Raw genomic sequence first — 24,590 nt, 5'->3', positions numbered from 1 at the left:
ACGATGCTAGGCAGGATGGTTCCATTGGCGACAGATTTCGATCCAGGACACAGCATCGAGAGTGCGCGGCGCGTGCTTGCGGCACGGCTGCAATCGGCCGGCATCGAGCAGCCCGCCCTCGATGCGCGCCTGCTCGTCGGAGCTGCGCTGAGGCTTGATCTGACCGGGATGGTGACGCAGGCGGGCCGACAACTCGCGCCTGAAGAGGCTGCGCGGCTGGAAGCGTATGCGCAGCGCCGGCTCGCGCATGAGCCCGTCGCCCGCATTCTCGGCGCTCGGGAATTCTGGGGCCTGCCGTTCCAGCTATCCGAGGCGACGCTGGTCCCGCGGCCGGATACCGAGGCCGTGGTCGAACTGGCGCTCGAGATCTTTCATGGGCTTACGAATTCGGGACGGCGCCCGTGCATCGCCGATATCGGCACCGGATCCGGCGCCATCCTGCTCGCGCTGCTGCACGAAATTCCCGGCGCCGTCGGCGTCGGCACCGATCTCAGTCTGACCGCGCTCAAGACCGCCAGAGACAACGCCGCGGCTCTTGGCCTCGCCGACCGCGCCAGCTTCGTCGGCTGCTCCTACGCAGCGGCGCTCCGCGGCCCGTTCGACCTCGTCGTGTCGAATCCGCCCTATATCCCGTCGGCCGAAATTCCGAAATTGAGCATCGAGGTGCGCGAGCACGATCCGCACCTGGCGCTCGACGGCGGCAATGACGGTTACGACGCCTATCGCGCCCTGATCCCGCAGGCGACTGAACGTCTCGCTCCCGGCGGAGCACTGATCGTCGAGGCCGGACAGGGCCAGGCCCGCAATATTGAAACCTTGATGACGGCTGCCGCGTTGGTCGTGGACAGGCCGCCCAAGGCCGATCTGGCGGGCATCCCACGGGCGGTTTCGGCCCGGAAAATGCCCCCATAAAAGCCGGATTGGGCTGCAAAAAACCTCTTGGAATATCCCTTGGGAACGACTACCTTCCTATCAACACATCGGTGCCGGCCCCGTAGACCTACGGGCGAAAGCCGGGCTCTCGGGCGAGAGCTTACTGATAATGGTTCCAAGCCGCAGGTCCTGTTGAGCGCGATGGCCATTTGAGCTGCGCTGCTTACCGACCGCAACGTGAACGAAAGCCTGATATTGCGCTTGAAGACTTACGCAACAAAGCAGGGCTTGTTTCGGCAGGCGATATGAATGGGTTCGCTGGCGATGGATGCTGGCGGTGGGGAACGCGTCTTTTGTTGAACGCGACGGTCGACGAACATCGGCAGGGATCAATCCGCTCTTGCGTGCGGTTGCGCGCAAGCGATGTGAACCGCTGTCATCAGGTCACTCTCGGCAATCAGTAATGCGTGCAACCTTTAGGGCTGGAATTAAAGGCAGGACATGAGAAACGGTCAGAACAAGCAGCGGATGCGCAACCGCAACAATAATAATAACAATAACAACAATAATAACCGGCGCGGCCAGAACCCGATGACCCGGGTCTACGAGTCCAACGGACCTGACATCAAGATCCGCGGCACGGCTTCGCATATTGCTGAAAAGTATCTCCAGCTCGCGCGCGACGCGCGCTCCTCCGGAGACCCCGTTGCGGCCGAGAACTACTACCAGCATGCCGAGCATTATTTTCGTCTGATCGCGACGGCTCAGGAACAGTTCCGGCAGAACCAGCAACCGCGCGGCGACGAGCCCATCAGCAACAACAGCGGTGACGACGGCGAGGACGACGGCGAAAATTTCTCGAATTTCGGCCAGGAACCGGGTTTTGTCCCACAGCCGCCACCGCCGCCCTTCACCCGCGACCGCGACGGCCCGCGCGATCATCAGCCGCGTGATCATCAGCCCCGCGACAACCATGCTTATCAGCGCGACAACCAGCAGCCGCGCGAGCATCGCGAACGCGACCATCGTCCGCAGCCGCAATATCAGCCCCAGCCGCAACCGCTACCGCTGAACCAGCCTCAGCCCGTCGTCGCCGACGCCGTCAGCGTCGATCGTTTGCCTTCCTTCATCACCGGCCCGCAGCCGCAGGTGAGCGGTGGCGCGCCCGGCCAGGCCGGCTTCGAAGGTGGTGGTGGCGAGCGCTTTCCGCGGCGGCGCCGCCGCCCGAATGGCCCGCGCCCCGAGCGCGAAGCCGCTCCGGCCGCCTCAAGCGACGAAGTGGCTCCCGGCGAGTAAGCCTTTCGCCGGACATCTTGCGCCAGATGTCCTGACCCGAATCGTCCCGGCATGTCCGGGACGATTTGTTTTTAGCCGCGCGTCGCCGTCGTCGAGGATGGTACCAGCACCGGCTTCGCCAGTGATGGAATGAGCCGCGCCCGCTCGCGCTTGGCGGGGATCGCGCGGTAGACCTGCTTGGTCGCCTCGACGATGTGCACGCCGGCGAAGGGCAGCGACAGCGCCGCGCCGGCCCGCTCCCACATCTGTGCGGATTTCAGCACCCAGCCCCCGGCATAGGGCGGCATGAACAGCGCCTCGCCCCAGGCGGTCGGGGTGAACCAGGTCTGGCGCAACAGGTCCGTGATCTGCGAACGCGAATAGGGCCGGCCGTGACCGAACGGCGTGCTGTCGGTGCGGGTCCACACCCCGCGCCGGTTCGGGATGACCGCAATCACGCGACCGGACGGCGACAGCACGCGCCATGCCTCGCGCAGCAGCGCGGCCGGATCGTCCGACATTTCCAGTGCGTGGACCAGCAGGATGCGATCGACCGCGGCGTCGGGAAGCGGCAGCGAGAACTCGTCCACCAGCGAGGCAAGCGCCGGCCGTCCGGTGGGCCATTTCAGGACGCCCTGGGCCGAGGGCATGAAGGCGATGCAGCGCTCCGCGTCCTCGCGGAACAACCCGAGATAGGGCGTGGGATAGCCGAAGCCGAGCACCCGCTGGCCATCGACGCGCGGCCAGCGCTCCCGAATGCCGCGATTGATCATTTGCCGCGCCACAATCCCGAGGCGACGGGAGTAGAACTCGCGGAGGTCGACGACATCAATGGTCATGATCGCAATGTAACATGCACGAGGCGGCCCCCGCGCGCGGAATATTGCATTGCCTGCGCAACGTTAACGCCATATTTGTCTGACGGAGCTGAGCGCGATCGGAGATGACATGGCCGCCGAAATTCGTACTTTCACCTGTTTAAACGACAATTTCGGTTACCTCATCCACGATGTGGAAACCAAGGCGACGGCGTCGATCGACGCGCCGGAGGCCGGCCCCATCGTGAGGGCGCTCGAGCGCGAGGGGTGGCAGCTCACCGACATTCTGATCACCCATCATCATGGCGATCATGTCGGCGGGGTCGCCGAACTCAAGCAGAAATACAATTGCCGCGTCGTCGCGCCGCATGACAAGACGACGGAGATCGCAGACGTCGACCTGCGCGTCGCCAATGCCGAAATCGTCAGGGTCGGCAGCTTGCTGGGGCGCGTACTGGAGACGCCCGGCCACACGCTCGACCACATCTCCTATGTGTTCGACACCGACAAAGCGCTGTTCGCCGCCGACACGCTGTTCTCGATCGGCTGCGGCCGCGTGTTCGAGGGCACCTATCCGATGATGTGGGATTCGCTTCTGAAGCTGCGTGCCCTGCCCGACGACTTCAAGCTCTATTGCGGCCATGAATACACGGCCTCCAACGTCAAGTTCGCGCTGACCGTCGACCCCGACAATGCGGCGCTGCAGTCGCGCGCGGCGGAGGTGGCGAGGCTGCGGGCCGAGAACAAGCCGACCATTCCCGCGCTGCTTGGTGACGAGAAGCGGACAAACGTGTTCCTGCGCGCCGACGAACCCTCGATCGCAGCCAGGCTGCACATGAAGGGCGCGGATGCCACCGCGGTGTTCGGCGAGCTGCGCGAGCGCAAGAACAAGTCTTGAAGAACAGATCCTGACGGGAATCGATGCCGACCGCAGCCGAGATCATCGCGCGCCTCGAACTCCGCCCGCATCCCGAAGGCGGGCATTACCGAGAGACGTTTCGCGACCAGACCACCGACGCCAACGGCCGCGCGCGCTCGACCCTGATCTATTTTCTGCTGGCGCGCGGCGAGCGTTCGCACTGGCATCGCATCGATGCTGTCGAGAGCTGGCACTATTACGCCGGCAGCCCGCTGACCCTGCGGATAGCGCACGAAGGCTGCTCCCAGCACGAGGTACGGCTCGGTACGGACCTGTTGAACGGCGAGCGGCCACAGGCGATCGTGCCGGCCGATGCGTGGCAGACGGCAGAGACCACCGGCGAGTGGACCCTGGTCGGCTGCACCGTGGCGCCCGCCTTCGAGTTCGCGAAGTTCGAGCTCGCGCCGAAGGGCTGGGAGCCCTAAGGCCCTGTCGCTTCGGCTTGCGCCGGCAATGATGCTACCGCTTCCGCAGCAACATGTCCTTCGCCGCAATCAGGCCGCCGCCGGCGATCAGGATCGCGGCGATGGTGATGTTGGCGCTGGCATTGGCAAAGCCAGCGGCGATGAGGAAGCCGGTCGAGAGCAGCGGCGTCGCATAGGAGGCGGCGCCGAGCACGCCGATGTCGCCACGCTTCATGCCGATGTCCCAGGCGTAGAACGCAGCACCGACGGGACCGATGCCGAGCGCGATGACGGAGAGCCATTGCAGCGTCGTGTCCGGCCACACCGTGGTTTCAAGCAGTCCATGCATCAGCGCGGCGAGCACCGCGGTGGCGAGGCAGAATCCCGCGACCGCATCGGTCGGCACCGCCTTCAGTCGCCGCGACAACACCGAATAGATCGCCCACACGAACGCTGCGATGAAGGCCGCGGCCAAACCCGGCAATTGTCCCTGCGTGAAGCCCGAGGTGTTACCGGCGAACAGCAGCACGGTGCCGACGAGGCCGAGCAGGGCGCCAACGACGTGATGCACGGCAAGCCGCTCGCCCGGCAGAAACGACGAGAACAGCACGATCAGGAGCGGCCACAGATAATTCAGCAGGCCGGCTTCAGCCGGTGGCGCAAAGCGCAGCGCGAGGAAATACAGCGCGTGATAGCCGAACAGTCCGCCGACACCGACGATCCACACGACCAGCGGCTGACGCAGGCTTTTGGCCGCTGCGCCGCGGCCGATCCAGGTGAGCAGGCCGACGAGCCCGCCGATCGCGAACGTCATCGCGGCCAGCTGGAATGCCGGGATCTTTCCGGTCGCCACCGTCATCACTGACAGCAGCGACCACATCAGGATCGCGGTCAATCCGATCAGCGTTGCGGTGCGGGGAGTCATCGATCAAAGGCTCTGAGGACGTTTATGCCCGGCACAAGGCCGGGCATTTTCGTCCTCACTATCGCCTTGTCGCGACTGAAGCTACATATTTTGCCTCAGCGACGTTGCGCCAAGAGAATGGGCGCCATCAGGCCTGATATTGGCCGCCATTGATGGTCAGCGTCGAGCCGGTCATGAAGCCGGCCTCGTCCGCCGCCAGGAACACGACCGCACGTGCGATCTCTTCCGGTTCGCCGAGCCGGTTAACCGGGATCTGCGGGATCACGTTCTTTTCCAGGACGTCCTTTGGCACTGCCTGCACCATTTCGGTGTTGATGTAGCCGGGGCAGATCGCGTTGACGGTGATGCCGCCCTTGGCGTTCTCGAGCGCAAGTGCCTTGGTGAAGCCGATGTCACCGGCCTTCGCCGCGGAATAGTTGACCTGGCCAAACTGTCCCTTTTGGCCGTTGATCGACGAGATCGAAATGATGCGGCCGAACTTGCGCGCACGCATGCCTTCAATGATGGGACGCGTCATGTTGAACAGCGAACCGAGATTGGTATTGATGACGGCGTTCCACTGCTCGAGCGTCATCTTGTGGAAGGCGGTGTCGCGGGTGATGCCGGCATTGTTGACGAGCACGTCGATCGGCCCGACGTCCGCCTCGACCTTCTTCACGCCCTCGGCGCATGCATCGAAACTGCTGACGTCCCATTTGTAGACGGCGATGCCGGTCTCGGCCTTGAACTTCTCCGCCGCCGCGTCGTTGCCGGCATAACTCGCCGCAACCTTGTAGCCGGCCGCCTTCAGCGCTTTGCTGATCGCAGCTCCGATGCCCCGCGTACCACCCGTCACCAATGCAACACGTGCCATATCGTATTTCCTTCCCTTGGACTCTTCGGACGTTTCTGAGTGATCGTTTTTAAGTGCGGATTATGGGGGACGTTTGACGGACATCAAGAACAAAACGCCCGGCGTCGAGCCGGGCGTTTCTCTTTAGTCGAGGCTTGTACGGTTGCGAAGAATATTTGATTTGCAACCGCTGCCTTTTTAATCGCGTGCAACGCACTCAGTCACGTGTGCAGCGCACGCGCAAATGACGCGTCAACTATCTCAGTCGCGCGCCACACACATCGCGATACCCATGCCGCCACCGATGCACAGCGTGGCGAGGCCCTTCTTCGAATCGCGCTTCTGCATCTCGTGGAGCAGCGTCACCAGCACGCGGGCGCCGGAGGCACCGACCGGATGGCCGATCGCGATCGCGCCGCCGTTGACGTTGACCTTGGAGGTATCCCAGCCGAGGTCCTTGTTGACGGCACAGGCTTGCGCAGCGAAGGCTTCGTTGGCCTCGATCAGGTCGAGATCGCCGACGTTCCAGCCGGCCTTCTTCAGCGCGGCACGCGAGGCCGGGATCGGGCCCGAGCCCATGATCTTCGGATCGACGCCCGCCTGCGCCCAGGACACGATGCGCGCGAGCGGCTTCTTGCCTTCCTTGGCGGCCTGCTTGGCGGTCATCAGCACCACGGCAGCAGCGCCGTCGTTGATGCCGGACGCCGAGCCCGCGGTGACCGTGCCGTCCTTCTCGAAGGCGGGACGAAGCTTCGCCATCGCGTCGACCGTTGCGCCATGGCGCGGATATTCGTCGGCGCTGACGACGACATCGCCCTTGCGTCCCTTGATGGTGACGGGAACGATTTCGTCGTTGAATTTACCGGCCTTCTGCGCGGCCTCGGCCTTCTGCTGCGAGGCGACCGCGAACTCGTCCTGCTGGGCGCGGGTGATCTGCCACTGCCGCGCGACGTTCTCGGCGGTGTTGCCCATGTGATAGCCGTTGAAGGCGTCCCACAGACCGTCCTTGATCATGGTGTCGATGAATTCGACTGCACCCATCTTGACGCCGCCACGCAGGTACTGGGCGTGCGGAGCCATGCTCATGGATTCCTGGCCGCCGGCGACCACGATCTCGGAATCGCCGTTGAGCAGCGCCTGATAGCCGAGCGCAACGGTGCGCAGGCCCGAGCCGCAGAGCTGGTTGACACCCCAGGCCGGGCTCTCGACCGGAATGCCGGCATTGATCGAAGCCTGACGGGCCGGGTTCTGGCCCTGGGCGGCGGTCAGGATCTGGCCCATGATGACTTCGGAGACCCGGCCGGGCTCGATGCCGCCGCGCTCCAGCGCGGCCTTGATGGCAATGGCGCCGAGATCATGGGCGGGAAGGGTTGCGAACGCTCCGTTGAAGCTTCCGACCGGGGTGCGGGCGGCGCTGACGATGACGACATCGTCTGACATGGGCATCTCCTGGGTTGAATGGGGGCAGACGGGGCTGGGGAAACGGCTCGCCAGTCTCGGACGGCATCCTGTTAACGTCGTTGAGGCATGTCAATCGGCCGGTGGCCGAATTCATCCCGCAGCGCATTCAAAATAGCGTTCTTGGCGCTTTCGCAAGCACGTTTTTGCTGCCCGATTAACCGTGGCGCACAAAACGGTAGCGTGACCCCTTTGAAAATGCTTATTTTGTTGCGTTGCGTACTCTTCCCGCCCTGCGGCATAGCCCGTCAGGTTCCCGTTCTCCGCGCTTGCAAGTGAGAGCCCATGGCGAAATCAGACCAACCCACCACGATCAAGAAATACGCGAACCGCCGGCTCTATAACACCGGGACGAGCACTTACGTGACGCTGGAAGACCTCGCCGCCATGGTCAAGGATGGCGAAGATTTCCTGGTTTACGACGCCAAGACTGGCGACGACATCACCCGCTCCGTGCTTGCCCAGATCATCTTCGAGCAGGAGAACAAGGCCGGCCAGAACCTGCTCCCGACCACCTTCCTGCGCCAGCTGATCCGCTTCTACGGCGACAGCATGCAGATGGTGGTGCCGAAATATCTGGAGCAGGCCATCGCCTCGCTCACTCAGGAGCAGGAGAAGTTCCGCAAGCAGATCGCCACCTCGCTGTCGGGAACCCCGTTTGCGCCGCTGGAGGAACAGGTCCGCCGCAACATGGAGCTGTTCCAGCAGACCTTCTCGATGTTCAAGCCTTTCGCGCCCGGCGCAGCCCGCCCCGCGGGCTCCGCGGAGCCGGCGCCCGAGCCGGCCGCCGAAGCCCCAAAGGACAGCAATATCGACGATCTGCGCCAGCAGATGAAGGACATGCAGGAACGCCTCGAGCGGATGTCGAAGAAGGACGAGTAGGGGTTCCTGCCACGCGCTAACGCGCCTTGCTGCCACAACTCCGCCGTCGTACCGGCGAAGGTGGGGAAGCTACGCCGCCAGCTTCACTGCGTGGGCAAAGTCCCAATAGAGCTTGCGCGCGCGCGTGTAGAGCGGGCCCGGCTGCAGCTCGCGATCGTCGATGCGGATCACCGGCGCGACTTTTGCGAAATTGCCGGTCGAAAAGATCTCGTCGGCGGCGAGGAAGTCGGCGTAACGCAGCGTCTTCTCGACCACGGTGACGCCGTCGGCGCGAAGCAGGCTGACGACGCGCTGGCGGGTGATGCCGTTGAGGAAGGTGCCGTTCGGCACCGGCGTGTAGACCACGCCGTCCTTGGCCATGAACACGTTGGAATTGCCGAACTCCGCGACGTTGCCGAGCATGTCGAGCATCAGCGCGTTCTGGAAGCCGCGCGAGGCGGCCTCGGCAAGCGCGCGCGAATTGTTCGGATAGAGACAGGCGGCCTTGGCCTCAACCGGGGCGCATTCGGCGGTGGGCCTGCGGAACGGCGACAGCGTGATCGCGTTGCCGACCGGCTTTGGCATCGGCGCCTCGTAGATGCACAGGCACCAATCGGTGGTCTCGGGGTCGAACAGCACGCCGCCGCCCGCGCCGTTCCGCGCCCAGTACATCGGACGAACGTAGAGCTCGGCATTCGGCGCGAAGCGTGCGATGCCCTCGTTTGCGAGTGTCATCCAGGTTCCGGAATCGACCACCGGCTTCAGGCCAAAGTTGATCGCGGATTGATTGGCGCGGGCGACGTGGCGGTCGAGATCAGGCGCGACGCCTTCGAACGCCCGCGCGCCGTCAAACACGACCGAGCCGAGCCAGGCCGCATGCGTGCGCGGGCCCATGATCGGCACATTGCCGTCGTGCCATTTGCCCTCGAAGAAGGTCCAGCTCGGCGAATATTCGATGGGCTTTTTGATCTCGGCCATGACCGGCCTCTCCCTTGGCGTGGTGCCGCATTATAGCGCCACTATTGGGCGCAATTTCTAAATGATTCCCTGCGGGAAAATGGTGAGTTACCCTCCCGCGAGGGGAAAGGAAGCACCATGCCGCTCGATCCGCTCGCAAAGCGCTTGTTGACCATGATGGCTGCGGCTGCGCCGCAGGCACGGAGCCGGCCGAGCGTGGAAGCACGGCGGCAATCATTGGCAAAGCTGATGCAGTTTGCGCGCGCCGATGCGCCTGACGTGCCGACGTCCGACGGCGTGCTGCCTGGTCCCGGCGGCGCGCTGCCCTATCGTCTCTATTCACCCGCAGGCGCCGATGATCGCGCGCCCGGCTTCGTGTTCTTTCACGGCGGCGGGCTCGTTGCCGGCAGCATCGCCACGCATGACCGCATCGCGGCGGCGTTGGCACATGCGACCGGTTGCCGCCTCGTCTCGGTCGATTACCGGCTGGCGCCAGAGCACAAATTCCCCGCCGCCGTGGACGATGCGATTGCTGCCACCGAATGGGTGGCGCGCGAGGCCGCATCGCTCGGCATCGACGCCGGGCGTCTGGTGCTCGGCGGCGATTCCGCCGGTGCAACGCTCGCTGCGATCGTGTGTCAGGAGGCGGCGCAGACAGCTGGTCTTTCCATCGTCGCGCAATGCCTGATCTGCCCGGTGCTGGATTTCGAGGAGGCCTCGCCTTCGCGCGAGGCGTTCGCCGAGGGCCACCTGATCGACCGCGTCACGATCGAAGCCGATCTCGCCGACTATCTGCCCGAAGCCTTGGACGCTGCCGATCCCCGCATCTCGCCCTTGCGCGCGACACGGCTTGCGGGCTTGCCGACCGCCATCATTCACACCGCGGAGTTCGACCCGATGCGCGACGAGGGCAATGCCTATGCCCGCAAGCTGCTCGCTGCGGGCGTCACGGTCGAGCACGTCTGCCACGAGGGCATGGTCCACAATTTCCACGCCATGGGCGCAATTCTGCCGCAGGCGCAGCTCGTGCTGTCGCAGATCGGTGAGCAGGTCAGGCGGGCGGTGGGGACGTGAAGCACCTGGTGTTGCCGCCTCCCGCAACGGGAGAGGAAAGAGAATGCCTCACGCTCTTGCCCCGATGACGGAACGCGCCGCCGCGACGTAGTTTGGCCAATGCGCATCCGCATAACGCTCGGCCTGTCGCGCGCAGGTGATTTCGGGCGCATGCGCAGCTGCGATCATGCGCGCAAAGCGCTCTTCGGCGACCGTCACATCATCGGCCGCGGTCGAGGGCGCGGCTCCAGCGGCGGTCGGCGCAACGGCGAGTCCCGCCAGTCCGGCGAGCAGGATGCGGCGTGACGTGTCCATGGCTGTCGTTCCCTCTTCATTGCACTTCGATCGTGACCGGCGAATGCATCGCCATGGCGGCGGCAGGGTACCGTGACGCTTCCGTCCAGTCCAGCAGCTGGGGCAGTGTGGTCAGTCCGGCACCGGCACGTCGAACGTGTTCAGCGTGACCGACACCATGCAGTAAACGCCGACGAGATAGGACAGTTCGGCCGCACCGTGCTCGCCGAATTCCTTGACCGCGGCCCGATAAGTCAGTTCCGGCAGCACGCCGCCGCTGACCAATGCGGACGCCACGTCGTAGGTGACGGCTTCCTGCTTGGTGAGATCGACCGGCCGCTGTCCGGCGACGATGGTCGCGAGCTTCTCGTCGGAGAGGCCGCGCTGCTCGGCAACCAGCACATGCGCATAGAGCTCGTAGCCGGAGCGGAAATGCGAACCGGTGACGAGGATCGCGACCTCACGCACCGGAGCCGGCAGCAGCGGGTTCGCCGCGATCGCCTTGACCAGCTCCCACACAGGCTTGCCGAAGCGCGGCTCGCGGATCCATGGATTCCAGGGCCCGAGCAGCGCGCCGTCGTCGCGCATGTTCACAAAGCCCTTGAAGTGGTCCTTGATGCCCGCTCGCATGTCGTCATAGAGCGGCTTCTGTTCGGCACTCAGGTCTTTCGGATCGAGAATGGGAAGGCGCACGGCAGGTCTCCTCGTTAAGAAGCCGCGAAACTCGCCCGCAGGCGCTCGCAAGGCAAGTGAAGTTGCCGTGACATTCGGTTTGGGGCGAGCCGATGGCGTCGGTTACGATGCTTCCGGCCGCACCAGCGGCTCGCCCAGCGTATGCATCAGCCGGTTGGCCCAGCCGAAGATCGCGGCCGACAGCACCAGGTCGAGCTGCTCAAGCTCGCTCAGCCCGGCCTCGCCAAGTGCGTGCGCATCGTCTGCGCTCGCTTCGATCGGAGTCGTCGAGAGTTTTGTAGCGAAATTGAACAATGCCTGCTGGCGCGTCTCCAGCGTGGCATCGCGCTCGTCGGCAAAGATCTCCTCGACGACCTCTTTGCGCCCGGAGTAATTGATGAAGCGTGAGGCGTGCACGGCGGCGCAATAGATGCAGCGGTTGACGACCGAGGCACTCAGCGCGCCGAGCTCGCGCTCCGCCGGGGACAGGCCGTCCTTGCCATACATAATGAGGTTGAACAGCGGCGAGCGCACCGCGAGCGACTCCGGGTCATGCGCCAGCGTCAGCACGTAAGGCGAGACGCCCTTGTTGGAGGGGGTGACCTTCATCGCCGCGAGCTGCTCGGGCGTTGCCGAGGCGAGCTCGACTGGCGTGACATAAGGCGACCAGGTCGGGACCGTGGTGGTGAAGCTATGGACGACCTCGCTCATCAGGCTTCGACCTCTTTCAGGAGCCTGAGGCCGGCCAGGACCCGCAGCTGGTAGTTCACGAAGGCGCCAAGCTCGGACAGCCGCACGATATCGGCCTCGCTGACGCCGGCCACCTTCAGCGCCGCAATGTCCTGTCGCGTCGCCTCGCGCGGCGAAAGCGTCAGCAGATCGACGTGGCGGGCCATGGCATCGTGAAGAGGATCGCCGCACACACCGCCGGGCCGGGTGAGCACGGCCAAATCAAGATCGCTCGAATGCGCCAGGTAGGATTCGTAATGCGCGATCAGCGCCCCGTCGCCGACATGACGGCACATCCGCGCCGCGAGTGCCGCCCGCAAGCCGTGGCTCAGACCGCCGGGCTCGCGCGGCAGCAGCACCGCGTCATGGGCCGCTTCGCTGAGGCGCAAAATCTCGGTGCGGGCGTTCAGAGCGTGGCCGAGCCGCGACGCCGCGGGCACGCCGACAATGGTTTCGATCAGCGTGGTCAAGCATTGCTCCGCGAGCTCTGTGGATTGGCGACGTCCTCGACGGCGAGCGCCGGCGGCTGCGCCGTATCGAGAAACGCCGACAGGGCAGCCTCGATCGGCATCGGATCAAGGCCGCGAGCTTTCAGCCACGTGGGATCATAATAGGTCTGCCGGTAGCGCTCGCCGGAATCGCAGATCAGCGTGACCAGCGATCCGGTTTGACCGGCGCTGCTCATCTCCGAGGCAATGCGGCACAGCGCCAGGAAATTGGTGCCGGTCGAGCCGCCGACTGGCCGGCGGAGCCGGCGCGACAGCACGTTCATCGCTGCGATCGTTGCGACATCCGGGATCTTCATCATGCGATCGACGACGCCCGGCACGAAGGAGGGTTCGCAGCGGGGCCGACCGACGCCTTCGATCAGCGAAGGCCGCTCGCAAACATGGGAGCGGTCCTGCGAGCGGAAGCAGTCGAAGAAGGCGGAATGCTCGACATCGGCAACGCAGAGCCGCGTCGGGTACTGGCGATAGCGCAAATAGCGTCCGAGCGTGGCCGAGGTGCCACCGGTGCCCGCCCCCATCACGATCCAGTCCGGCAACGGACGCGTCTCGCCCTTCAATTGCGTGAAGATCGATTCGGCGATGTTGTTGTTGCCGCGCCAGTCGGTGGCGCGCTCGGCGAAAGTGAACTGGTCCATATAGTGGCCGTTCAGGCGGGCGGCGAGCGCCGCCGCTTCCGCATAGAGTGCACGACCGTCATCGATCAGATGGCAGTTGCCGCCATAATGCTCGATCGCGGCGATCTTCTCCGCCGATGTCGTGCGCGGCATCACGGCATAGAAGGGCACGCCGATCATCTGTGCGAAATAGGCTTCCGACACCGCGGTCGATCCCGACGAGGCTTCCACCACGGGCGTGCCTTCGCGGATGTGGCCGTTGCAGAGCGCGTAGAGGAAGAGCGAGCGCGCGAGCCGGTGCTTCAGGCTGCCGGTCGGATGCGTGGACTCGTCCTTCAGATAGATGTCGATGCCTGATAGCGCCGGCACGATCAGCCGGATCAGATGCGTGTCGGCGGTGCGGCACTGGTCGGCCTCGATCGCCGCCACGGCCTCATCGACCCAGCCGCGCCGATAGGCCGGTCCGGCCGGATTGTGGTGGCGAAAGGGGTTCGGCTCCATCGACATGACCCTCAACTTCTCATAATGCCTATTGCACATCAAGAAATATTGTTCATTCTATATTCGCATAATGCGGGCACCAGACCATGAACCAGGACGTTATCGACATTCGCCTTCTCGAGGCCTTTGCCGCCGTGATGTCGGCCGGCAGCATCACGGGTGCGGCACGGTTGCTCGGCCGTTCGCAGCCGGTCACGACGCGTCAGATCCAGGATCTCGAGGCTGACGTCGGCTATCTCCTGTTCACCCGGAATGGCCCGCGCATCAGCCCGACGCCGAAAGGCGTCTTGTTTCATGCCGAGGTCGAGCGGCTTCTGATGGGCCTGAAGCACATCCGCCAGCGCGCCAACGCGATCGGCGCGGGTGCGCTTCCCGTGCTCAGCCTGGCGGCGATCCCGGCGCTGGCGGCCGGCTTCGTCCCGGCTGCGCTCGCAGCGCTCGAACGCGAGTTGCTACCAAGCCAGATCCACGTGCAGGCGCTCTCGGCCGAGAATGTGGTGCAATCGGTGCTGTCGCAGTCGGTCGATTTCGGTCTTGCGAGCCTGCCGATCCAGCATCCCGGGCTCGACGTGCAGTGGGTCTGCGAGGTGCCGTGCGTTGCGTGCCTCGCGTTGGATCACCCGCTGGCGAAGAAGAAGGTCATTCGCCTGAAGGACCTTGGTGGCGTCCGGCTGCTGACGATGGCCAACCCCTACCGGCTTCGCCGCCGCGTGGAGGAGGCGCTGGAGCGTGAAGGTGTCGTGCCCGCTGGGGTCATCGATACCAACGCTTCCCTGACGGCGATTGCCATGGCCAAGCAGTCGCTCGGCATCGCCGTGGTCGAGCCGGTGCTGACGTCCAGCCTGCCGGTTGAAGGCGTCGTCACCCGGCCGTTGGACGTGTCCATTTCGTTCCTGTTCGCCGCGATTGCGCCGACCGGGCGCGAGCCGACGCCAACGGTTGCCGCACTCAACGGCGCACTGCGCGCCGCGGTCGCGCTGATGCCGGGCGCAAGGCTGCATAGCGGCGCCACCGCGCTAGCCGAGGCCGGCGACGAAACCAGTCAATTCGAGAAAGCTTCCTCATGACGATGACACCTGGTGCGGCGGGCCTCGGGGCACTTGAAGCGCGCCTGAAGCAGGATCTGGCCTGGCTCGAACTGCCCGCCAAGTCATGGGTGCCCCGCCGCGTCGTCGATGGCGAGGGTGTCTTCGACGTCGTCATCGTCGGTGCCGGCATGGCCGGCCTTGTCGCCTCCGCCATGCTCAAGCGTCTCGGCGTCGACAACCAGCTCGTGCTCGACCGCGCGTGCGCAGGCGAGGAAGGTCCCTGGGTCACGTTCGCGCGGATGCGGACGCTGCGCTCGCCCAAGGAATTGACCGGCCCCGCGATGGGCATGCCGGCGCTGACCTTCCGCGCCTTCTACGAAGCGCAATATGGCGAGCAGGCGTGGCAGGCGCTCGACCGCGCGCCGCGCACGGTATGGATGGATTACTTGATATGGTACCGCAAAGTGCTGGGCCTGCCGGTCCGCAACGGGGTCTCGGTTGCGCGTATCCACGCGCGCCCCGATGAATTGTTCGCTCTCGACATCAGCGAGAGCGGCACGTCGCGACACATTCTCGCCCGGCATGTCGTGCTGGCGACGGGGCGCGACGGCCTCGGCGGCGCTTACGTGCCGCCGCTCGCCGACGGCATCGACCGGCGCTTCTGGGCGCATTCCGCCGATCCTATCGACTTCGAAAAGCTCCGCGGCAAGCGCGTCGCCGTCGTCGGCGCGGGCGCATCCGCGATGGACAACGCGGCGATGGCGCTGGAGTCGGGCGCCGCGCGCCTCGACCTCTTCATCCGGCGCGCGGACATCCCGCGCGTCAACAAGTTCACCGGTATCGGCAGCCAAGGGGTCGTGCACGGCTTTGCCGGCCTGACGGACGACTGGAAATGGCGCTTCCTCGATCACACGCTGAAAGCGCAGACGCCGCCGCCGCGGCAGAGCGTGCTGCGCGTCTCCGCCTATCCGCAGGCGCATTTCCATCTCGCAAGTCCGATCGATGATCTCGTCGTCAAAGAGGATCATCTCATGGTGACGACGCCGAAGGGCCGCTATGCGACCGACTTCATCATCTTCGGAACCGGCTTCAAGGTCGACCTCGCGTTGCGCGACGAGCTTGCCGCGTTTGCGCCGCATATCCGCTTCTGGAGCGACCGCTTCCCGACGCCTGACGGCATGGACAATGCGGAGCTGGAAAACTCGCCCGACCTCGGCGACAGCTTTCAGTTCCTGGAGAAGCAGTCAGGCGCCTGCCCGATGCTGGCACGGCTGCACTGTTTCAACTATCCGGCGACGCTGAGCCACGGAAAGCTTTCCGGCGATATTCCCGCGATCAGCGAGGGCGCCGACCGGCTCGCGCGCGGCATCGTCCGCCGCCTCTTCGTCGAGGATCGCGAGATTCATTTCGCCAACCTCAAGGCCTTCGCAACGCCGGAACTCGTTGGCGACGAATGGCAGGATGCCGACGCCACCCATCAACTCGCCGAATAGGCGCAACCGGACAGGCAAGCGAGAGATGCAGACGAACAGGAAAGCCATCGTGGCCGCGGTCGCCGGCAACGCAATGGAGTGGTACGACTTCACCGTGTTCGCGCTGATGACACCGGTCATCAAGAACCTGTTCTTTCCGGTCGACCCGAAAATTCCGGGCAGTGAGATCAACGCGCTACTGCTGACGACCGCGCTGTTCGGCACCGGCTTCTTCATGCGACCGATCGGCGGCCTCGTGCTCGGCTATTTCGGCGATCGCAAGGGGCGGAAAGCGGCGATGACGCTCGGCATGGGCATCATGGCGCTGTCGGTCGCGCTGTTGGCATTGACGCCGACCTACGCCACGGCCGGCATTGGGGCACCCCTGATCGTGCTGCTGGCGCGGCTGTTACAGGGCTTTTCGGTCGGCGGCGAGTTCGGTACCTCGACCGCCTATCTGATCGAAGCGGCGCCTCCCGGCCGCACCGGCTTCTATGGCTCGTGGCAGATCGCCGGCCAGCTCATGGCCAACGTGCTCGGCGCAGTGCTGGGCGCCGCCCTGACGCTGACCTTCACGCAGGAGCAGCTTGCCGCCGGCGCCTGGCGTATTCCCTTCTTCGTCGGCCTCGTGATCGTTCCGATCCTGCTCTATATGCGCGCCAGCGTCATCGAGCCCGAAGCGTCCCGGCGCAGCATGGCGACGGTGCACAAGGAGGATTTCATCGCCGCGCTGAAGAATCCCGGCCGCAATTTCCTGATCGGCATGGGCATGGTGGTGGCGAGCGCCGTGTCGTTCTACGTCACCTTCGGCTACACCGTGACGTACGCCAAGGAGGTGCTGAAGCTGCCGCTGATGCAGAGCTTCCTGGTTCAGATGATCGCGGCGATCGTGATGGTGATCGTCGTCCCCATTGCCGGCGCCATCTCCGACCGCTACCCGCGCAAGCCGCTGCTGCTGGTCTCGCTCATCGGCTATTTCGTCTCGCTCTATCCGCTCTATAGCTGGGTGATCTCCGAGCCGTCGATCGCAAAGCTCCTGGTCGCCCAGGTCGTCATCGGCTGCTTCAGCGCCTTCTTCCTCGGCGTCTACTGCACCACGCTGGTCGAGCTGTTCCCGATCCGGGTCCGCTCGACCGCGCTTGCCATCGTCAACAATGTCGCGGTGCTGGTATTCGGCGGCTTTGCCCAGTTCTTCGTGACATGGCTGATCGCGCTCACCGGCTCCCCGTTGGCGCCGATCTTCTATGTGATGATCGGCGTCGGCCTCGGGCTGATCGCGGTGATCGCGATGCGGCCGGAGGACGCCGGCCGGGAGCAGGTCGCGGACGGCATCGTCGAACAAGCGTTGTGAGGCCGCTCAAAACTCCAGCGGCGCGTTGTCGACGACTTCCTTCATCACGAAGAAGGTGCGGGTCTGGCGCACGCCGGGCAGCGCGATCAGTTGCTCGCCGTGGATACGGTTGAAGTCCTCCATGTCGCCGACGCGGATCTTGAGGAAATAGTCGAAGTCGCCGGCGACGAGGTGACAGTCGAGCACGAATTTCAGCCTGGTGATCGCCTGCTCGAAGATCGCAAAGCTCTCCGGCGTCGAACGGTCGAGCACGACCCCGACCATCACCAGCGTACCCTTTGCCACCTTCTTCGGCGCGACGATGGCGCGGACGGCGGCGATGAAGCCGTGCTCGAACAGGCGCTGGGTGCGGCGATGGCAGGTGGCGGGACTGATGGCGACGGTTTCGGCCAGCTCGGCGTTGCTGAGCCGGCCGTTATTTTGCAGCAATCGCAACATCTTAAGGTCGACACGATCAAGACGAGCGGACATGGAAGAAGCTTCCGTTCTTAGTACCTAGTCCGAAAGGAATACCACACATCTCGTCCATTATCGCAAGATCATCCGCAATAGAGGCGCAATATTTGAAAGCACCTTTTTGCAGAGCGATGCTAGCATTTTTGGAGACATTAACGCCAATCGGGATGACCTGACGATGCTCGAAAAATTCGCGCGCTATCCGCTGACCTTTGGTCCGACGCCCATCGAGAAGCTGGAGCGGCTGTCAAAGCATCTCGGCGGCAATGTCGAGGTCTATGCCAAGCGCGAGGACTGCAATTCCGGCCTCGCTTATGGCGGCAACAAGCTGCGCAAGCTCGAATACATCATCCCCGACGCGATCGCCTCGAACGCCGACACGCTGGTCTCGATCGGTGGCGTGCAGTCCAACCACACCCGCATGATCGCGGCCGTCGCGGCCAAGATCGGCATGAAGTGCCGCCTGGTGCAGGAGGCCTGGGTGCCGCACGAGGACGCCGTCTATGACCGCGTCGGCAACATCATGCTGTCGCGCATCATGGGCGCCGACGTGCGCCTGGTCGACGACGGCTTCGACATCGGCATCCGCAAGAGCTGGGAGGACGCGATCGAGGAGGTGAAGGCGGCGGGCGGCAAGCCCTATGCGATTCCCGCCGGCGCCTCCGTGCACAAATTCGGCGGCCTCGGCTATGTCGGCTTCGCCGAGGAAGTGCGCAAGCAGGAAGCCGAACTCGGCTTCAAGTTCGACTACATCGTGGTCTGCACCGTCACCGGCTCGACCCATGCCGGCATGCTGGTCGGCTTCGCCGCCGATGGCCGCGCGCGAAAGGTGATCGGCATCGACGCCTCCTTCACCCCGGCGCAGACCAAGGCGCAGGTGCTCTCGATCGCACAGAACACGGCCAAGCTCGTCGAGCTCGGCAAGGATCTCGTCGCCGACGACGTCGTGCTGATCGAGGATTATGCTTATCCCGCCTACGGCGTGCCGTCGGAAGAAACCAAGGAGGCAATCCGCCTCACCGCGCGTCTCGAAGCCATGATCACCGACCCCGTCTACGAGGGCAAGTCGATGCAGGGCCTGATCGATCTCACGCAGAAGGGCTATTTCGAGAAGGGCGCAAAGATCCTCTACGCCCATCTCGGCGGCGCGCCGGCGCTGAACGGCTATGGATATGCGTTCCGGAACGGCTAGCGCGTCGGTGATGTGAGGCGGCGCGCACCTCCCGACGAGTGTCGTCCTGGCGAAAGCCAGGACCGATTACCCCGACTGCCAATTGTTGAAACACGCTGAGGCAGTCAGCGTGCCTTTTCCTACGGCCCGTGGCTATGGATCCCGGATCGGCGCTCCGCTTCGCTGCGCTTGTCCGGGATGACGGCGGAGGTGTGCCCGCGCCCTACCGCGTCCTGACGATCTGCAGCAGCTCGTCGCCGTAATGCTCGAGCTTCTTGTCTCCGATGCCGGGCACATTGCGCAGTTCGTCCAGCGTGGTCGGCCATGCGCGAACGATGCCGTCGATGGTGGCGTCATGCAGCACGACGTAGGCCGGCACGCCACGTGCGCGGGCAATGTCCGAGCGCCACGCTCGTAGCCGCGCGCGCAATTCAGGATCGACATCGCCCTGCGGCGCGTCGGCTGCCGGGGCCAGATCACCGCGGCGGGACTTGGCGCGGCTCGAACGGATCCGGACGCCGGGCGCCTCTTCGCGCAGCCACACTTCCGTTTCGCCCCGCAGCACGCCGCGCGACGAATCCGTCAGCTTCAGCGCGCCGAACGATTCGCTGTCACTCAGCAAATGTCCCATCGCCACGAGCTGCCGCAGCACCGTACGCCACTGCTTCTCGTTGAGCTCGCGTCCGATGCCGAAAACGGTGAGCTTGTCGTGACCGAACTGCGTCACCTTCTCGGTCAGGCGTCCGATCAGCACGTCGATGAGGTGCATCGCGCCGAAACGCTGCCCGGTGCGATAGGCACAGGATAGCAGTTTTTGCGCCAGCACCCTGCCGTCGCGCATTTTCGGCGGCGTCAGGCAATTGTCGCAATTGCCGCAGCCCTCGCCCATCACGATCTCGCCGAAATAGGCGAGCAGCCGCCGGCGCCGGCAGTGCGGCGTTTCGGCGAGGCCAACGAGCGCATCGAGCTTGCCAATCGAGACCCGCTTGAATTCGTCGGAGCCGCTCGACTCGTCGATCATGCGGCGCTGCTGCACGATGTCCGAGAGACCGTAGGCCATCCAGGCCGCCGACGGCTTGCCGTCGCGGCCGGCGCGTCCTGTCTCCTGGTAATAGGCCTCGATGCTCTTGGGTAGATCGAGATGCGCGACGAAGCGCACGTCCGGCTTGTCGATGCCCATGCCGAAGGCAATGGTCGCGACGATGACGATGCCGTCCTCGTTGAGGAAGCGGTCCTGGTTGCGCGAGCGCACGCTGCTGTCGAGCCCGGCGTGATAGGGCAATGCGGCAATGCCGGCGTCGTCGAGCGCCGCGGCGACCTCCTCGACCCGTTTGCGGGAGAGACAATAAACGCCGCCCGCATCACCTGCGTGACGCCCCCGGATGAAATCCTTGAGCTGCGACACCGCGTTGCGCTTGTCGACGATCTCATAACGGATGTTGGGACGATCGAAGCTGGAGACGAAGTGCGGACTGTCTGCAAGCTGAAGCCGCTCGACGATCTCCTTGCGGGTCAATTCGTCGGCAGTCGCGGTCAGCGCGATGCGCGGCACGTCGGGAAAGCGCTCGGCGATGATCGACAGGCCGACATATTCGGGGCGGAAATCATGGCCCCATTGCGAGACGCAATGCGCCTCGTCGATCGCGAACAGCGCCACCTTCGCCCGCGCCAGCAGCGCCAGGCAGCGCGGCGTCAGCAGCCGTTCCGGCGCGACATAGAGCAGGTCGAGATCACCCACGATCAGGCGCCGCTCGATGTCGGAGGCTTCCTGCGGGGTCAGCGACGAGTTCAGCGCGGCCGCGTTGACCCCGGCTTCGAGCATGGCGGCGACCTGGTCGCGCATCAGCGCAATCAAGGGCGACACCACGACACCGCAGCCTTCGCGCAGCAGCGCCGGCAATTGATAGCACAGCGACTTGCCGCCGCCGGTCGGCATCAACACCAGGCAATTGCCGCCGCCGGTGACGTGCCGGATGATCTCGCCCTGCGCGCCGCGGAACCCGGGCAGGCCGAACACCGAACGCAGCACCGACAGCGCATCGCGGCCCTGGGCCGGCGCAGGCAGCGGAGCGGTGGAAGGAGAGGACATGGGCATGTCGGGGTGAGGCCGTGAGATTCGTCACAAGGCCAGTCGCATGACCGCGCAGGCGTGGCAAGGCTGTTTGCTCCGCAGGACGCCGCCTTCCACCCTTCGTGGGAAGAAAACTTTCTTACGCCCCGATCCTCCGCAGCGCTTCCGCGACCGTCACGATCGGCATGTCGCGCCTCGCGGCGGCCTGCAGCGCATGGCGCATCAGGTCCGGCGTGCAGCCATACGGGCTCGGCGCGTTGGCGACGTCATGACCGTAGAAGATCAGCCATCCGCCGCTCTCGACCGCCTCGTCGAAATAGCCATCGACACCCGTCGTATTGATCTCGCGATCGACCAGGGGCGAGGCCCGCAGGAACTGGAGATCGATGACGTCGCGATTGACGCCGGGAAGGATGCCGCGCGCCGAGCGGAAGGTCTTGGCGAGCTGCGGCTTGCGCCACACCGACGCGATGCCATAGGGGTAAGCAAAATTTTCGAGCGTGATCGAGGAATCGATGCCGCGAAAATGGCTGCGGTTTCGCTCGATCTCGCGGGCCATGGCGGTCTCGTCGAGATTGACCGCACTCTGGTGCGAGAAGGTGTGGCACGCAATCTCGTGCCCCGCCCGGTGAAGCCGCACGATCGCGTCGTTCGACAGGCCGTGCCAATGGTCCGAGGGACGATCGACCAGGCTGCCCGCGAGATAGAAGGTACCGCGGCCGCCATGCTGCTCCAGAAGCTCGGCGCCCTCGCCTGCGGCGCTATCGGGGGCATCGTCGAAGGTGAAGCTCACCATGGGCGCATGCGCGGGCAGACGGTGCGGCGCGGCACGAAAGTGCCGGGCCAGCCGATTGCTCACGCGTCCCTGGAGTGCCGACCACACGACTCGCATTTCCTGTCTGCCCCGCCGTCACTGAAGCATTCGTGCGCCGCTCGAGGCAAGCTACACACTTCGTTAGTCCTAACGTCGATGCCGTCGTCCCGACCTAACGTGCAAGCACCGACGCGTCGGTCCCCGCGCCGAGATATTGCAGCCAGTTCCGGAACAATGCCGCCGCGGCGCTGCCCGCGGCAATATCGGCACGCAAATTCAGCGCGGGCAGCTCGTTGCTGAGCGCGGGGTGGCGCTGGTGCCTTGCCTGTTTCTCGAAGCGGACCAGCTTCTCTTCGGTCGAAGCGTCAAAATAGCTCACGGGCAGATGCGGATAATTGTCGCGCTCACGCGCGAGATAACGGCCGATGTCGCGCAGATATTCACGCTGAAGCGACAGCGCGTCATATTCCGGATGGCCCTGGAAGAACACGAATCGGCTGGCATATTGGCGGACGAAGGTATCGACGCCGGCCTTTGCCGAACGCGTCAGCACCTGGTAGCCGGCCTCAACGAGGTCGCTCTCGGCGATCTCGTTGAGACGCGAATGCGAGACCTTGAGGGGAGCGGGCGCGGCCCGCGTCAGCGGATCCCTGGTCACGGCTTCGCAGTCGAAAATGCCGTGACATTTGGCCGGCAGCGGCCGCCGTTCGATGCGGTCGAGATGCAGCACCGCGGCATGCGCAGCGAGGCACGACCAGATCGTCGAGCGCGTGTTGACCTTGGCCCAGTCGATCAGCTCGGTGAGATCGCGCCAATACGGTTCCTGGTCGAGCTCAGGCGCGATCGGCTCGGCGCCGGTCACGATCAGGCCGTCGAACCTGTGGCGTCTGAGCTCGGTGAGTTCCGAGTATTCGCTCTCGACATGCCATCTCGCTTCCGGCGAGCGCTTCACCGAAGGCAGCGAGAAGCAGTGAAAGCGGATGCGGCGCGGACCTGCTGCGGCTTGCAGCAGCTTCATGAATTGCCGCTCGGTCGCCTTCAGCGCCGGATCCGGCATGTTGTTGATCAACCCGATCGTGAGCTCGGTGCCGCCGGGCTCGCGCGCCAGATCGCCCGCTCCCGGCACCAGCGCCGGGCTCGATATAGCTTGATCCCTGTCGATCAGGATCGTCATCGGCGCAGCCGCCTACTCCGCGGCCTGGAGGCGCGCGGACGGGCAGGCCTTTTCCAGTGCCTGATCGAGGTCCTCGATGATGTCCTGGCAATGCTCGATGCCGATCGACAAGCGGATCGTTTCCGGCAAAACGCCGGCGACCCGCTGCTGCTCCGCCGACATCTGCCGGTGCGTGGTCGAGGCCGGATGGCAGGCCAGCGACTTGGCATCGCCGATATTGACGAGGCGCGTGATCAGCTTCAGCGCATCGTAGAAGGACTTGCCGGCTTCCATGCCGCCCTTGATGCCGAAGGTGAACAGCGACGAGGCGTTGCCGTCGAGATATTTCTGCACCAGCGGATAATAGGGACTGTCCGGGAAGCCGGTGTAGTTGACCCAGGCCACGCGCGGATCCTTGCGCAGGAATTCGGCGACCTTGCGGGCGTTTTCGCAGTGGCGCTCCATGCGCAGCGCGACGGTTTCGATGCCCTGGAGCAGCAGGAAGGCGTTGAACGGCGACAGCACCGAACCCATGGTGCGCTGATAGATGCTGCGCGCGCGCTCGATATAGGCTGTGCGGCCGAAGCGCTCGGCATAGACGAGGCCGTGATAGGAGGCATCCGGCTTGTTGTAACCGGGGAAGCGGTCGGCGTGCTTGGCCCAGGGGAAATTTCCGGAGTCGACGATGGCGCCGCCGAGCGTGGTGCCGTGACCGCCCAGAAACTTGGTCAGCGAATGCACGGCGATGTCGGCGCCGTAATCGAACGGCTTGAGCAGGATGGGCGTTGCAACGGTATTGTCGACGATCAGCGGCACGCCGTGGGCGTGGGCGACCTTCGCCAGTGCTTCGATGTCGCAGACATTGCCGGCGGGATTGCCGATGGTTTCGGCGAACACGGCGCGGGTGTTCTCGTCGATCAGCCTTTCGATTGCCTCGGGCTTGTCGCTCTCGGCGAAGCGGCCGGTGATGCCCTGCCGCGGCAGGATGTGCGAGAGCAGCGTATGCGTGGTGCCATAGAGCTGCGGCACGGAAACGATGTTGCCGCCGTGATCGGCGACGTTGACGAAGGCGAAATGCAGCGCGGCCTGCCCGGTCGCGACCGCAAGCGCGCCGACGCCGCCCTCGAGCTCCGCGATACGCTTTTCCAGCACCGCGCTGGTCGGATTGGCGATGCGGCTGTAGCGATAGCCTTCGGTCTCGAGATTGAAGAGCGCCGCGCCGTGATCGGCGCTGTCGAAGGCGTAGGCCGCGGTCTGGTAGATCGGCACGGCAACCGCGTGCGTGGTGGCTTCGGGCTCGTAGCCGGCGTGAATAGCGATCGTCTCGTTGCGCATCGTGCCACCTCCGCGTGGAGCGGGCCGCACTTATTGGCCTGTATG

Annotated in this window: 25 protein-coding genes; 10 read left to right on the top strand and 15 right to left on the bottom strand. The window is 64.7% G+C overall.

Going from position 1 to position 24,590, the window contains the following annotated elements:
- The first annotated feature begins 15 nt into the window (after positions 1-15).
- A complete protein-coding gene (gene prmC / locus IVB54_RS02050; RefSeq protein ID WP_018452886.1) occupies positions 16-912 on the top strand; it encodes a peptide chain release factor N(5)-glutamine methyltransferase in 897 nt (298 codons plus the stop codon).
- Positions 913-1,374: 462 nt separating this feature from the next.
- A complete protein-coding gene (locus IVB54_RS02045) occupies positions 1,375-2,169 on the top strand; it encodes a DUF4167 domain-containing protein (protein WP_018452885.1) in 795 nt (264 codons plus the stop codon).
- A gap of 71 nt (positions 2,170-2,240) precedes the next feature.
- Here the strand turns inward: IVB54_RS02045 and IVB54_RS02040 are convergent, their stop codons facing one another.
- The gene (locus IVB54_RS02040) at positions 2,241-2,987 is read right to left on the bottom strand and encodes a methyltransferase domain-containing protein (protein WP_007599158.1); all 747 of its coding nucleotides are present in this window, start codon (positions 2,985-2,987) and stop codon (positions 2,241-2,243) included.
- A 109-nt stretch (positions 2,988-3,096) separates the two neighbouring features.
- Between IVB54_RS02040 and gloB the strand changes: the two genes are divergently transcribed.
- Together gloB and IVB54_RS02030 are read left to right on the top strand one after the other, a co-directional pair.
- On the top strand, positions 3,097-3,864 hold the full coding sequence (gloB, locus tag IVB54_RS02035) for a hydroxyacylglutathione hydrolase (protein ID WP_018452884.1): 768 nt from the start codon (positions 3,097-3,099) through the stop codon (positions 3,862-3,864).
- Between the two features lie 23 nt (positions 3,865-3,887).
- Positions 3,888-4,310, top strand: a complete 423-nt coding sequence (locus IVB54_RS02030; protein WP_018452883.1) for a cupin domain-containing protein — start codon at positions 3,888-3,890, stop codon at positions 4,308-4,310.
- A gap of 34 nt (positions 4,311-4,344) precedes the next feature.
- Here the strand turns inward: IVB54_RS02030 and IVB54_RS02025 are convergent, their stop codons facing one another.
- The 3 genes from IVB54_RS02025 to IVB54_RS02015 all read right to left on the bottom strand — a co-directional run bounded on the left by IVB54_RS02025 (position 4,345) and on the right by IVB54_RS02015 (position 7,486).
- Positions 4,345-5,214: an EamA family transporter gene (locus tag IVB54_RS02025; protein ID WP_247777055.1), complete on the bottom strand. Its 870-nt coding sequence runs from the start codon at positions 5,212-5,214 to the stop codon at positions 4,345-4,347.
- Between the two features lie 127 nt (positions 5,215-5,341).
- Positions 5,342-6,067: an acetoacetyl-CoA reductase gene (gene phbB, locus IVB54_RS02020; RefSeq protein WP_018452881.1), complete on the bottom strand. Its 726-nt coding sequence runs from the start codon at positions 6,065-6,067 to the stop codon at positions 5,342-5,344.
- Positions 6,068-6,307: 240 nt separating this feature from the next.
- Positions 6,308-7,486, bottom strand: a complete 1,179-nt coding sequence (locus IVB54_RS02015; protein ID WP_018452880.1) for an acetyl-CoA C-acetyltransferase — start codon at positions 7,484-7,486, stop codon at positions 6,308-6,310.
- Between the two features lie 303 nt (positions 7,487-7,789).
- On the opposite strand from IVB54_RS02015, the gene phaR reads away from it, so the two are divergent.
- Positions 7,790-8,386 (top strand): polyhydroxyalkanoate synthesis repressor PhaR, encoded by a 597-nt coding sequence (gene phaR / locus IVB54_RS02010; RefSeq protein ID WP_018452879.1) that lies wholly within the window; start codon positions 7,790-7,792, stop codon positions 8,384-8,386.
- Between the two features lie 69 nt (positions 8,387-8,455).
- Here the strand turns inward: phaR and IVB54_RS02005 are convergent, their stop codons facing one another.
- Positions 8,456-9,343, bottom strand: a complete 888-nt coding sequence (locus IVB54_RS02005; protein ID WP_018452878.1) for a branched-chain amino acid aminotransferase — start codon at positions 9,341-9,343, stop codon at positions 8,456-8,458.
- Between the two features lie 117 nt (positions 9,344-9,460).
- Between IVB54_RS02005 and IVB54_RS02000 the strand changes: the two genes are divergently transcribed.
- Positions 9,461-10,396: an alpha/beta hydrolase gene (locus tag IVB54_RS02000; protein ID WP_018452877.1), complete on the top strand. Its 936-nt coding sequence runs from the start codon at positions 9,461-9,463 to the stop codon at positions 10,394-10,396.
- Between the two features lie 48 nt (positions 10,397-10,444).
- Here IVB54_RS02000 and IVB54_RS01995 read toward each other — a convergent pair whose 3' ends face one another.
- The 5 genes from IVB54_RS01995 to IVB54_RS01975 all read right to left on the bottom strand — a co-directional run bounded on the left by IVB54_RS01995 (position 10,445) and on the right by IVB54_RS01975 (position 13,694).
- A complete protein-coding gene (locus IVB54_RS01995; protein ID WP_018452876.1) occupies positions 10,445-10,690 on the bottom strand; it encodes a hypothetical protein in 246 nt (81 codons plus the stop codon).
- A 111-nt stretch (positions 10,691-10,801) separates the two neighbouring features.
- Entirely contained in the window at positions 10,802-11,362 is a 561-nt protein-coding gene (locus tag IVB54_RS01990; RefSeq protein ID WP_018452875.1) for a carboxymuconolactone decarboxylase family protein, read from the bottom strand.
- A 102-nt stretch (positions 11,363-11,464) separates the two neighbouring features.
- Positions 11,465-12,052: a peroxidase-related enzyme gene (locus IVB54_RS01985; RefSeq protein ID WP_018452874.1), complete on the bottom strand. Its 588-nt coding sequence runs from the start codon at positions 12,050-12,052 to the stop codon at positions 11,465-11,467.
- Positions 12,052-12,540: a hypothetical protein gene (locus tag IVB54_RS01980; RefSeq protein ID WP_018452873.1), complete on the bottom strand. Its 489-nt coding sequence runs from the start codon at positions 12,538-12,540 to the stop codon at positions 12,052-12,054. The genes IVB54_RS01985 and IVB54_RS01980 overlap by 1 nt, the downstream gene beginning before the upstream one ends.
- On the bottom strand, positions 12,537-13,694 hold the full coding sequence (locus IVB54_RS01975) for a PLP-dependent cysteine synthase family protein (protein WP_039798756.1): 1,158 nt from the start codon (positions 13,692-13,694) through the stop codon (positions 12,537-12,539). Before IVB54_RS01975 ends, IVB54_RS01980 begins: the two co-directional genes overlap by 4 nt.
- A gap of 86 nt (positions 13,695-13,780) precedes the next feature.
- Between IVB54_RS01975 and IVB54_RS01970 the strand changes: the two genes are divergently transcribed.
- From IVB54_RS01970 to IVB54_RS01960, 3 genes are read left to right on the top strand one after another with little or no spacing between them, the layout of a single operon-like run.
- Positions 13,781-14,761, top strand: coding sequence for a LysR family transcriptional regulator (locus tag IVB54_RS01970; protein WP_018452871.1), 981 nt, complete (start codon positions 13,781-13,783; stop codon positions 14,759-14,761).
- Positions 14,758-16,215 carry an NAD(P)/FAD-dependent oxidoreductase gene (locus tag IVB54_RS01965; protein WP_018452870.1) on the top strand — a complete coding sequence of 486 codons (1,458 nt, stop codon included), beginning with the start codon at positions 14,758-14,760 and terminating at the stop codon, positions 16,213-16,215. Before IVB54_RS01970 ends, IVB54_RS01965 begins: the two co-directional genes overlap by 4 nt.
- 25 nt (positions 16,216-16,240) lie before the next feature.
- Entirely contained in the window at positions 16,241-17,545 is a 1,305-nt protein-coding gene (locus IVB54_RS01960) for a citrate-proton symporter (RefSeq protein ID WP_026232412.1), read from the top strand.
- Between the two features lie 6 nt (positions 17,546-17,551).
- On the opposite strand, the gene IVB54_RS01955 is transcribed toward IVB54_RS01960, so the two are convergent.
- Positions 17,552-18,016 (bottom strand): Lrp/AsnC ligand binding domain-containing protein, encoded by a 465-nt coding sequence (locus IVB54_RS01955; RefSeq protein WP_026232411.1) that lies wholly within the window; start codon positions 18,014-18,016, stop codon positions 17,552-17,554.
- 163 nt (positions 18,017-18,179) lie between these two features.
- On the opposite strand from IVB54_RS01955, the gene IVB54_RS01950 reads away from it, so the two are divergent.
- Positions 18,180-19,193 (top strand): 1-aminocyclopropane-1-carboxylate deaminase, encoded by a 1,014-nt coding sequence (locus tag IVB54_RS01950; protein WP_085348408.1) that lies wholly within the window; start codon positions 18,180-18,182, stop codon positions 19,191-19,193.
- Between the two features lie 202 nt (positions 19,194-19,395).
- Here IVB54_RS01950 and recQ read toward each other — a convergent pair whose 3' ends face one another.
- From recQ to IVB54_RS01930, 4 genes are all read right to left on the bottom strand, one after another.
- Positions 19,396-21,261: a DNA helicase RecQ gene (recQ, locus tag IVB54_RS01945; RefSeq protein ID WP_247777054.1), complete on the bottom strand. Its 1,866-nt coding sequence runs from the start codon at positions 21,259-21,261 to the stop codon at positions 19,396-19,398.
- A gap of 121 nt (positions 21,262-21,382) precedes the next feature.
- Positions 21,383-22,126, bottom strand: coding sequence for a polysaccharide deacetylase family protein (locus IVB54_RS01940; protein ID WP_026232410.1), 744 nt, complete (start codon positions 22,124-22,126; stop codon positions 21,383-21,385).
- A gap of 103 nt (positions 22,127-22,229) precedes the next feature.
- The gene (locus tag IVB54_RS01935; protein ID WP_018452864.1) at positions 22,230-23,231 is read right to left on the bottom strand and encodes a homoserine O-succinyltransferase; all 1,002 of its coding nucleotides are present in this window, start codon (positions 23,229-23,231) and stop codon (positions 22,230-22,232) included.
- 12 nt (positions 23,232-23,243) lie between these two features.
- The gene (locus IVB54_RS01930; protein ID WP_085348411.1) at positions 23,244-24,545 is read right to left on the bottom strand and encodes an O-acetylhomoserine aminocarboxypropyltransferase/cysteine synthase family protein; all 1,302 of its coding nucleotides are present in this window, start codon (positions 24,543-24,545) and stop codon (positions 23,244-23,246) included.
- Positions 24,546-24,590: the final 45 nt, after the last annotated feature.

The sequence above is a fragment of the Bradyrhizobium sp. CW1 genome, from assembly GCF_023100665.1.
Lineage (GTDB): Bacteria > Pseudomonadota > Alphaproteobacteria > Rhizobiales > Xanthobacteraceae > Bradyrhizobium > Bradyrhizobium canariense_D.
Note: the sequence above shows the minus strand (reverse complement) of the source record. Positions and strands in the feature narration are given on the sequence as shown.

Coding starts and splice junctions, on each gene's coding strand:
- prmC (WP_018452886.1), top strand. CDS start 16: ATGGTTCCATTGGCGACAGATTTCGATCCAGGACACAGCATCGAGAGT.
- IVB54_RS02045 (WP_018452885.1), top strand. CDS start 1,375: ATGAGAAACGGTCAGAACAAGCAGCGGATGCGCAACCGCAACAATAAT.
- IVB54_RS02040 (WP_007599158.1), bottom strand. CDS start 2,987: ATGACCATTGATGTCGTCGACCTCCGCGAGTTCTACTCCCGTCGCCTC.
- gloB (WP_018452884.1), top strand. CDS start 3,097: ATGGCCGCCGAAATTCGTACTTTCACCTGTTTAAACGACAATTTCGGT.
- IVB54_RS02030 (WP_018452883.1), top strand. CDS start 3,888: ATGCCGACCGCAGCCGAGATCATCGCGCGCCTCGAACTCCGCCCGCAT.
- IVB54_RS02025 (WP_247777055.1), bottom strand. CDS start 5,214: ATGACTCCCCGCACCGCAACGCTGATCGGATTGACCGCGATCCTGATG.
- phbB (WP_018452881.1), bottom strand. CDS start 6,067: ATGGCACGTGTTGCATTGGTGACGGGTGGTACGCGGGGCATCGGAGCT.
- IVB54_RS02015 (WP_018452880.1), bottom strand. CDS start 7,486: ATGTCAGACGATGTCGTCATCGTCAGCGCCGCCCGCACCCCGGTCGGA.
- phaR (WP_018452879.1), top strand. CDS start 7,790: ATGGCGAAATCAGACCAACCCACCACGATCAAGAAATACGCGAACCGC.
- IVB54_RS02005 (WP_018452878.1), bottom strand. CDS start 9,343: ATGGCCGAGATCAAAAAGCCCATCGAATATTCGCCGAGCTGGACCTTC.
- IVB54_RS02000 (WP_018452877.1), top strand. CDS start 9,461: ATGCCGCTCGATCCGCTCGCAAAGCGCTTGTTGACCATGATGGCTGCG.
- IVB54_RS01995 (WP_018452876.1), bottom strand. CDS start 10,690: ATGGACACGTCACGCCGCATCCTGCTCGCCGGACTGGCGGGACTCGCC.
- IVB54_RS01985 (WP_018452874.1), bottom strand. CDS start 12,052: ATGAGCGAGGTCGTCCATAGCTTCACCACCACGGTCCCGACCTGGTCG.
- IVB54_RS01975 (WP_039798756.1), bottom strand. CDS start 13,694: ATGGAGCCGAACCCCTTTCGCCACCACAATCCGGCCGGACCGGCCTAT.
- IVB54_RS01970 (WP_018452871.1), top strand. CDS start 13,781: ATGAACCAGGACGTTATCGACATTCGCCTTCTCGAGGCCTTTGCCGCC.
- IVB54_RS01965 (WP_018452870.1), top strand. CDS start 14,758: ATGACGATGACACCTGGTGCGGCGGGCCTCGGGGCACTTGAAGCGCGC.
- IVB54_RS01960 (WP_026232412.1), top strand. CDS start 16,241: ATGCAGACGAACAGGAAAGCCATCGTGGCCGCGGTCGCCGGCAACGCA.
- IVB54_RS01955 (WP_026232411.1), bottom strand. CDS start 18,016: ATGTCCGCTCGTCTTGATCGTGTCGACCTTAAGATGTTGCGATTGCTG.
- IVB54_RS01950 (WP_085348408.1), top strand. CDS start 18,180: ATGCTCGAAAAATTCGCGCGCTATCCGCTGACCTTTGGTCCGACGCCC.
- recQ (WP_247777054.1), bottom strand. CDS start 21,261: ATGTCCTCTCCTTCCACCGCTCCGCTGCCTGCGCCGGCCCAGGGCCGC.
- IVB54_RS01935 (WP_018452864.1), bottom strand. CDS start 23,231: ATGACGATCCTGATCGACAGGGATCAAGCTATATCGAGCCCGGCGCTG.
- IVB54_RS01930 (WP_085348411.1), bottom strand. CDS start 24,545: ATGCGCAACGAGACGATCGCTATTCACGCCGGCTACGAGCCCGAAGCC.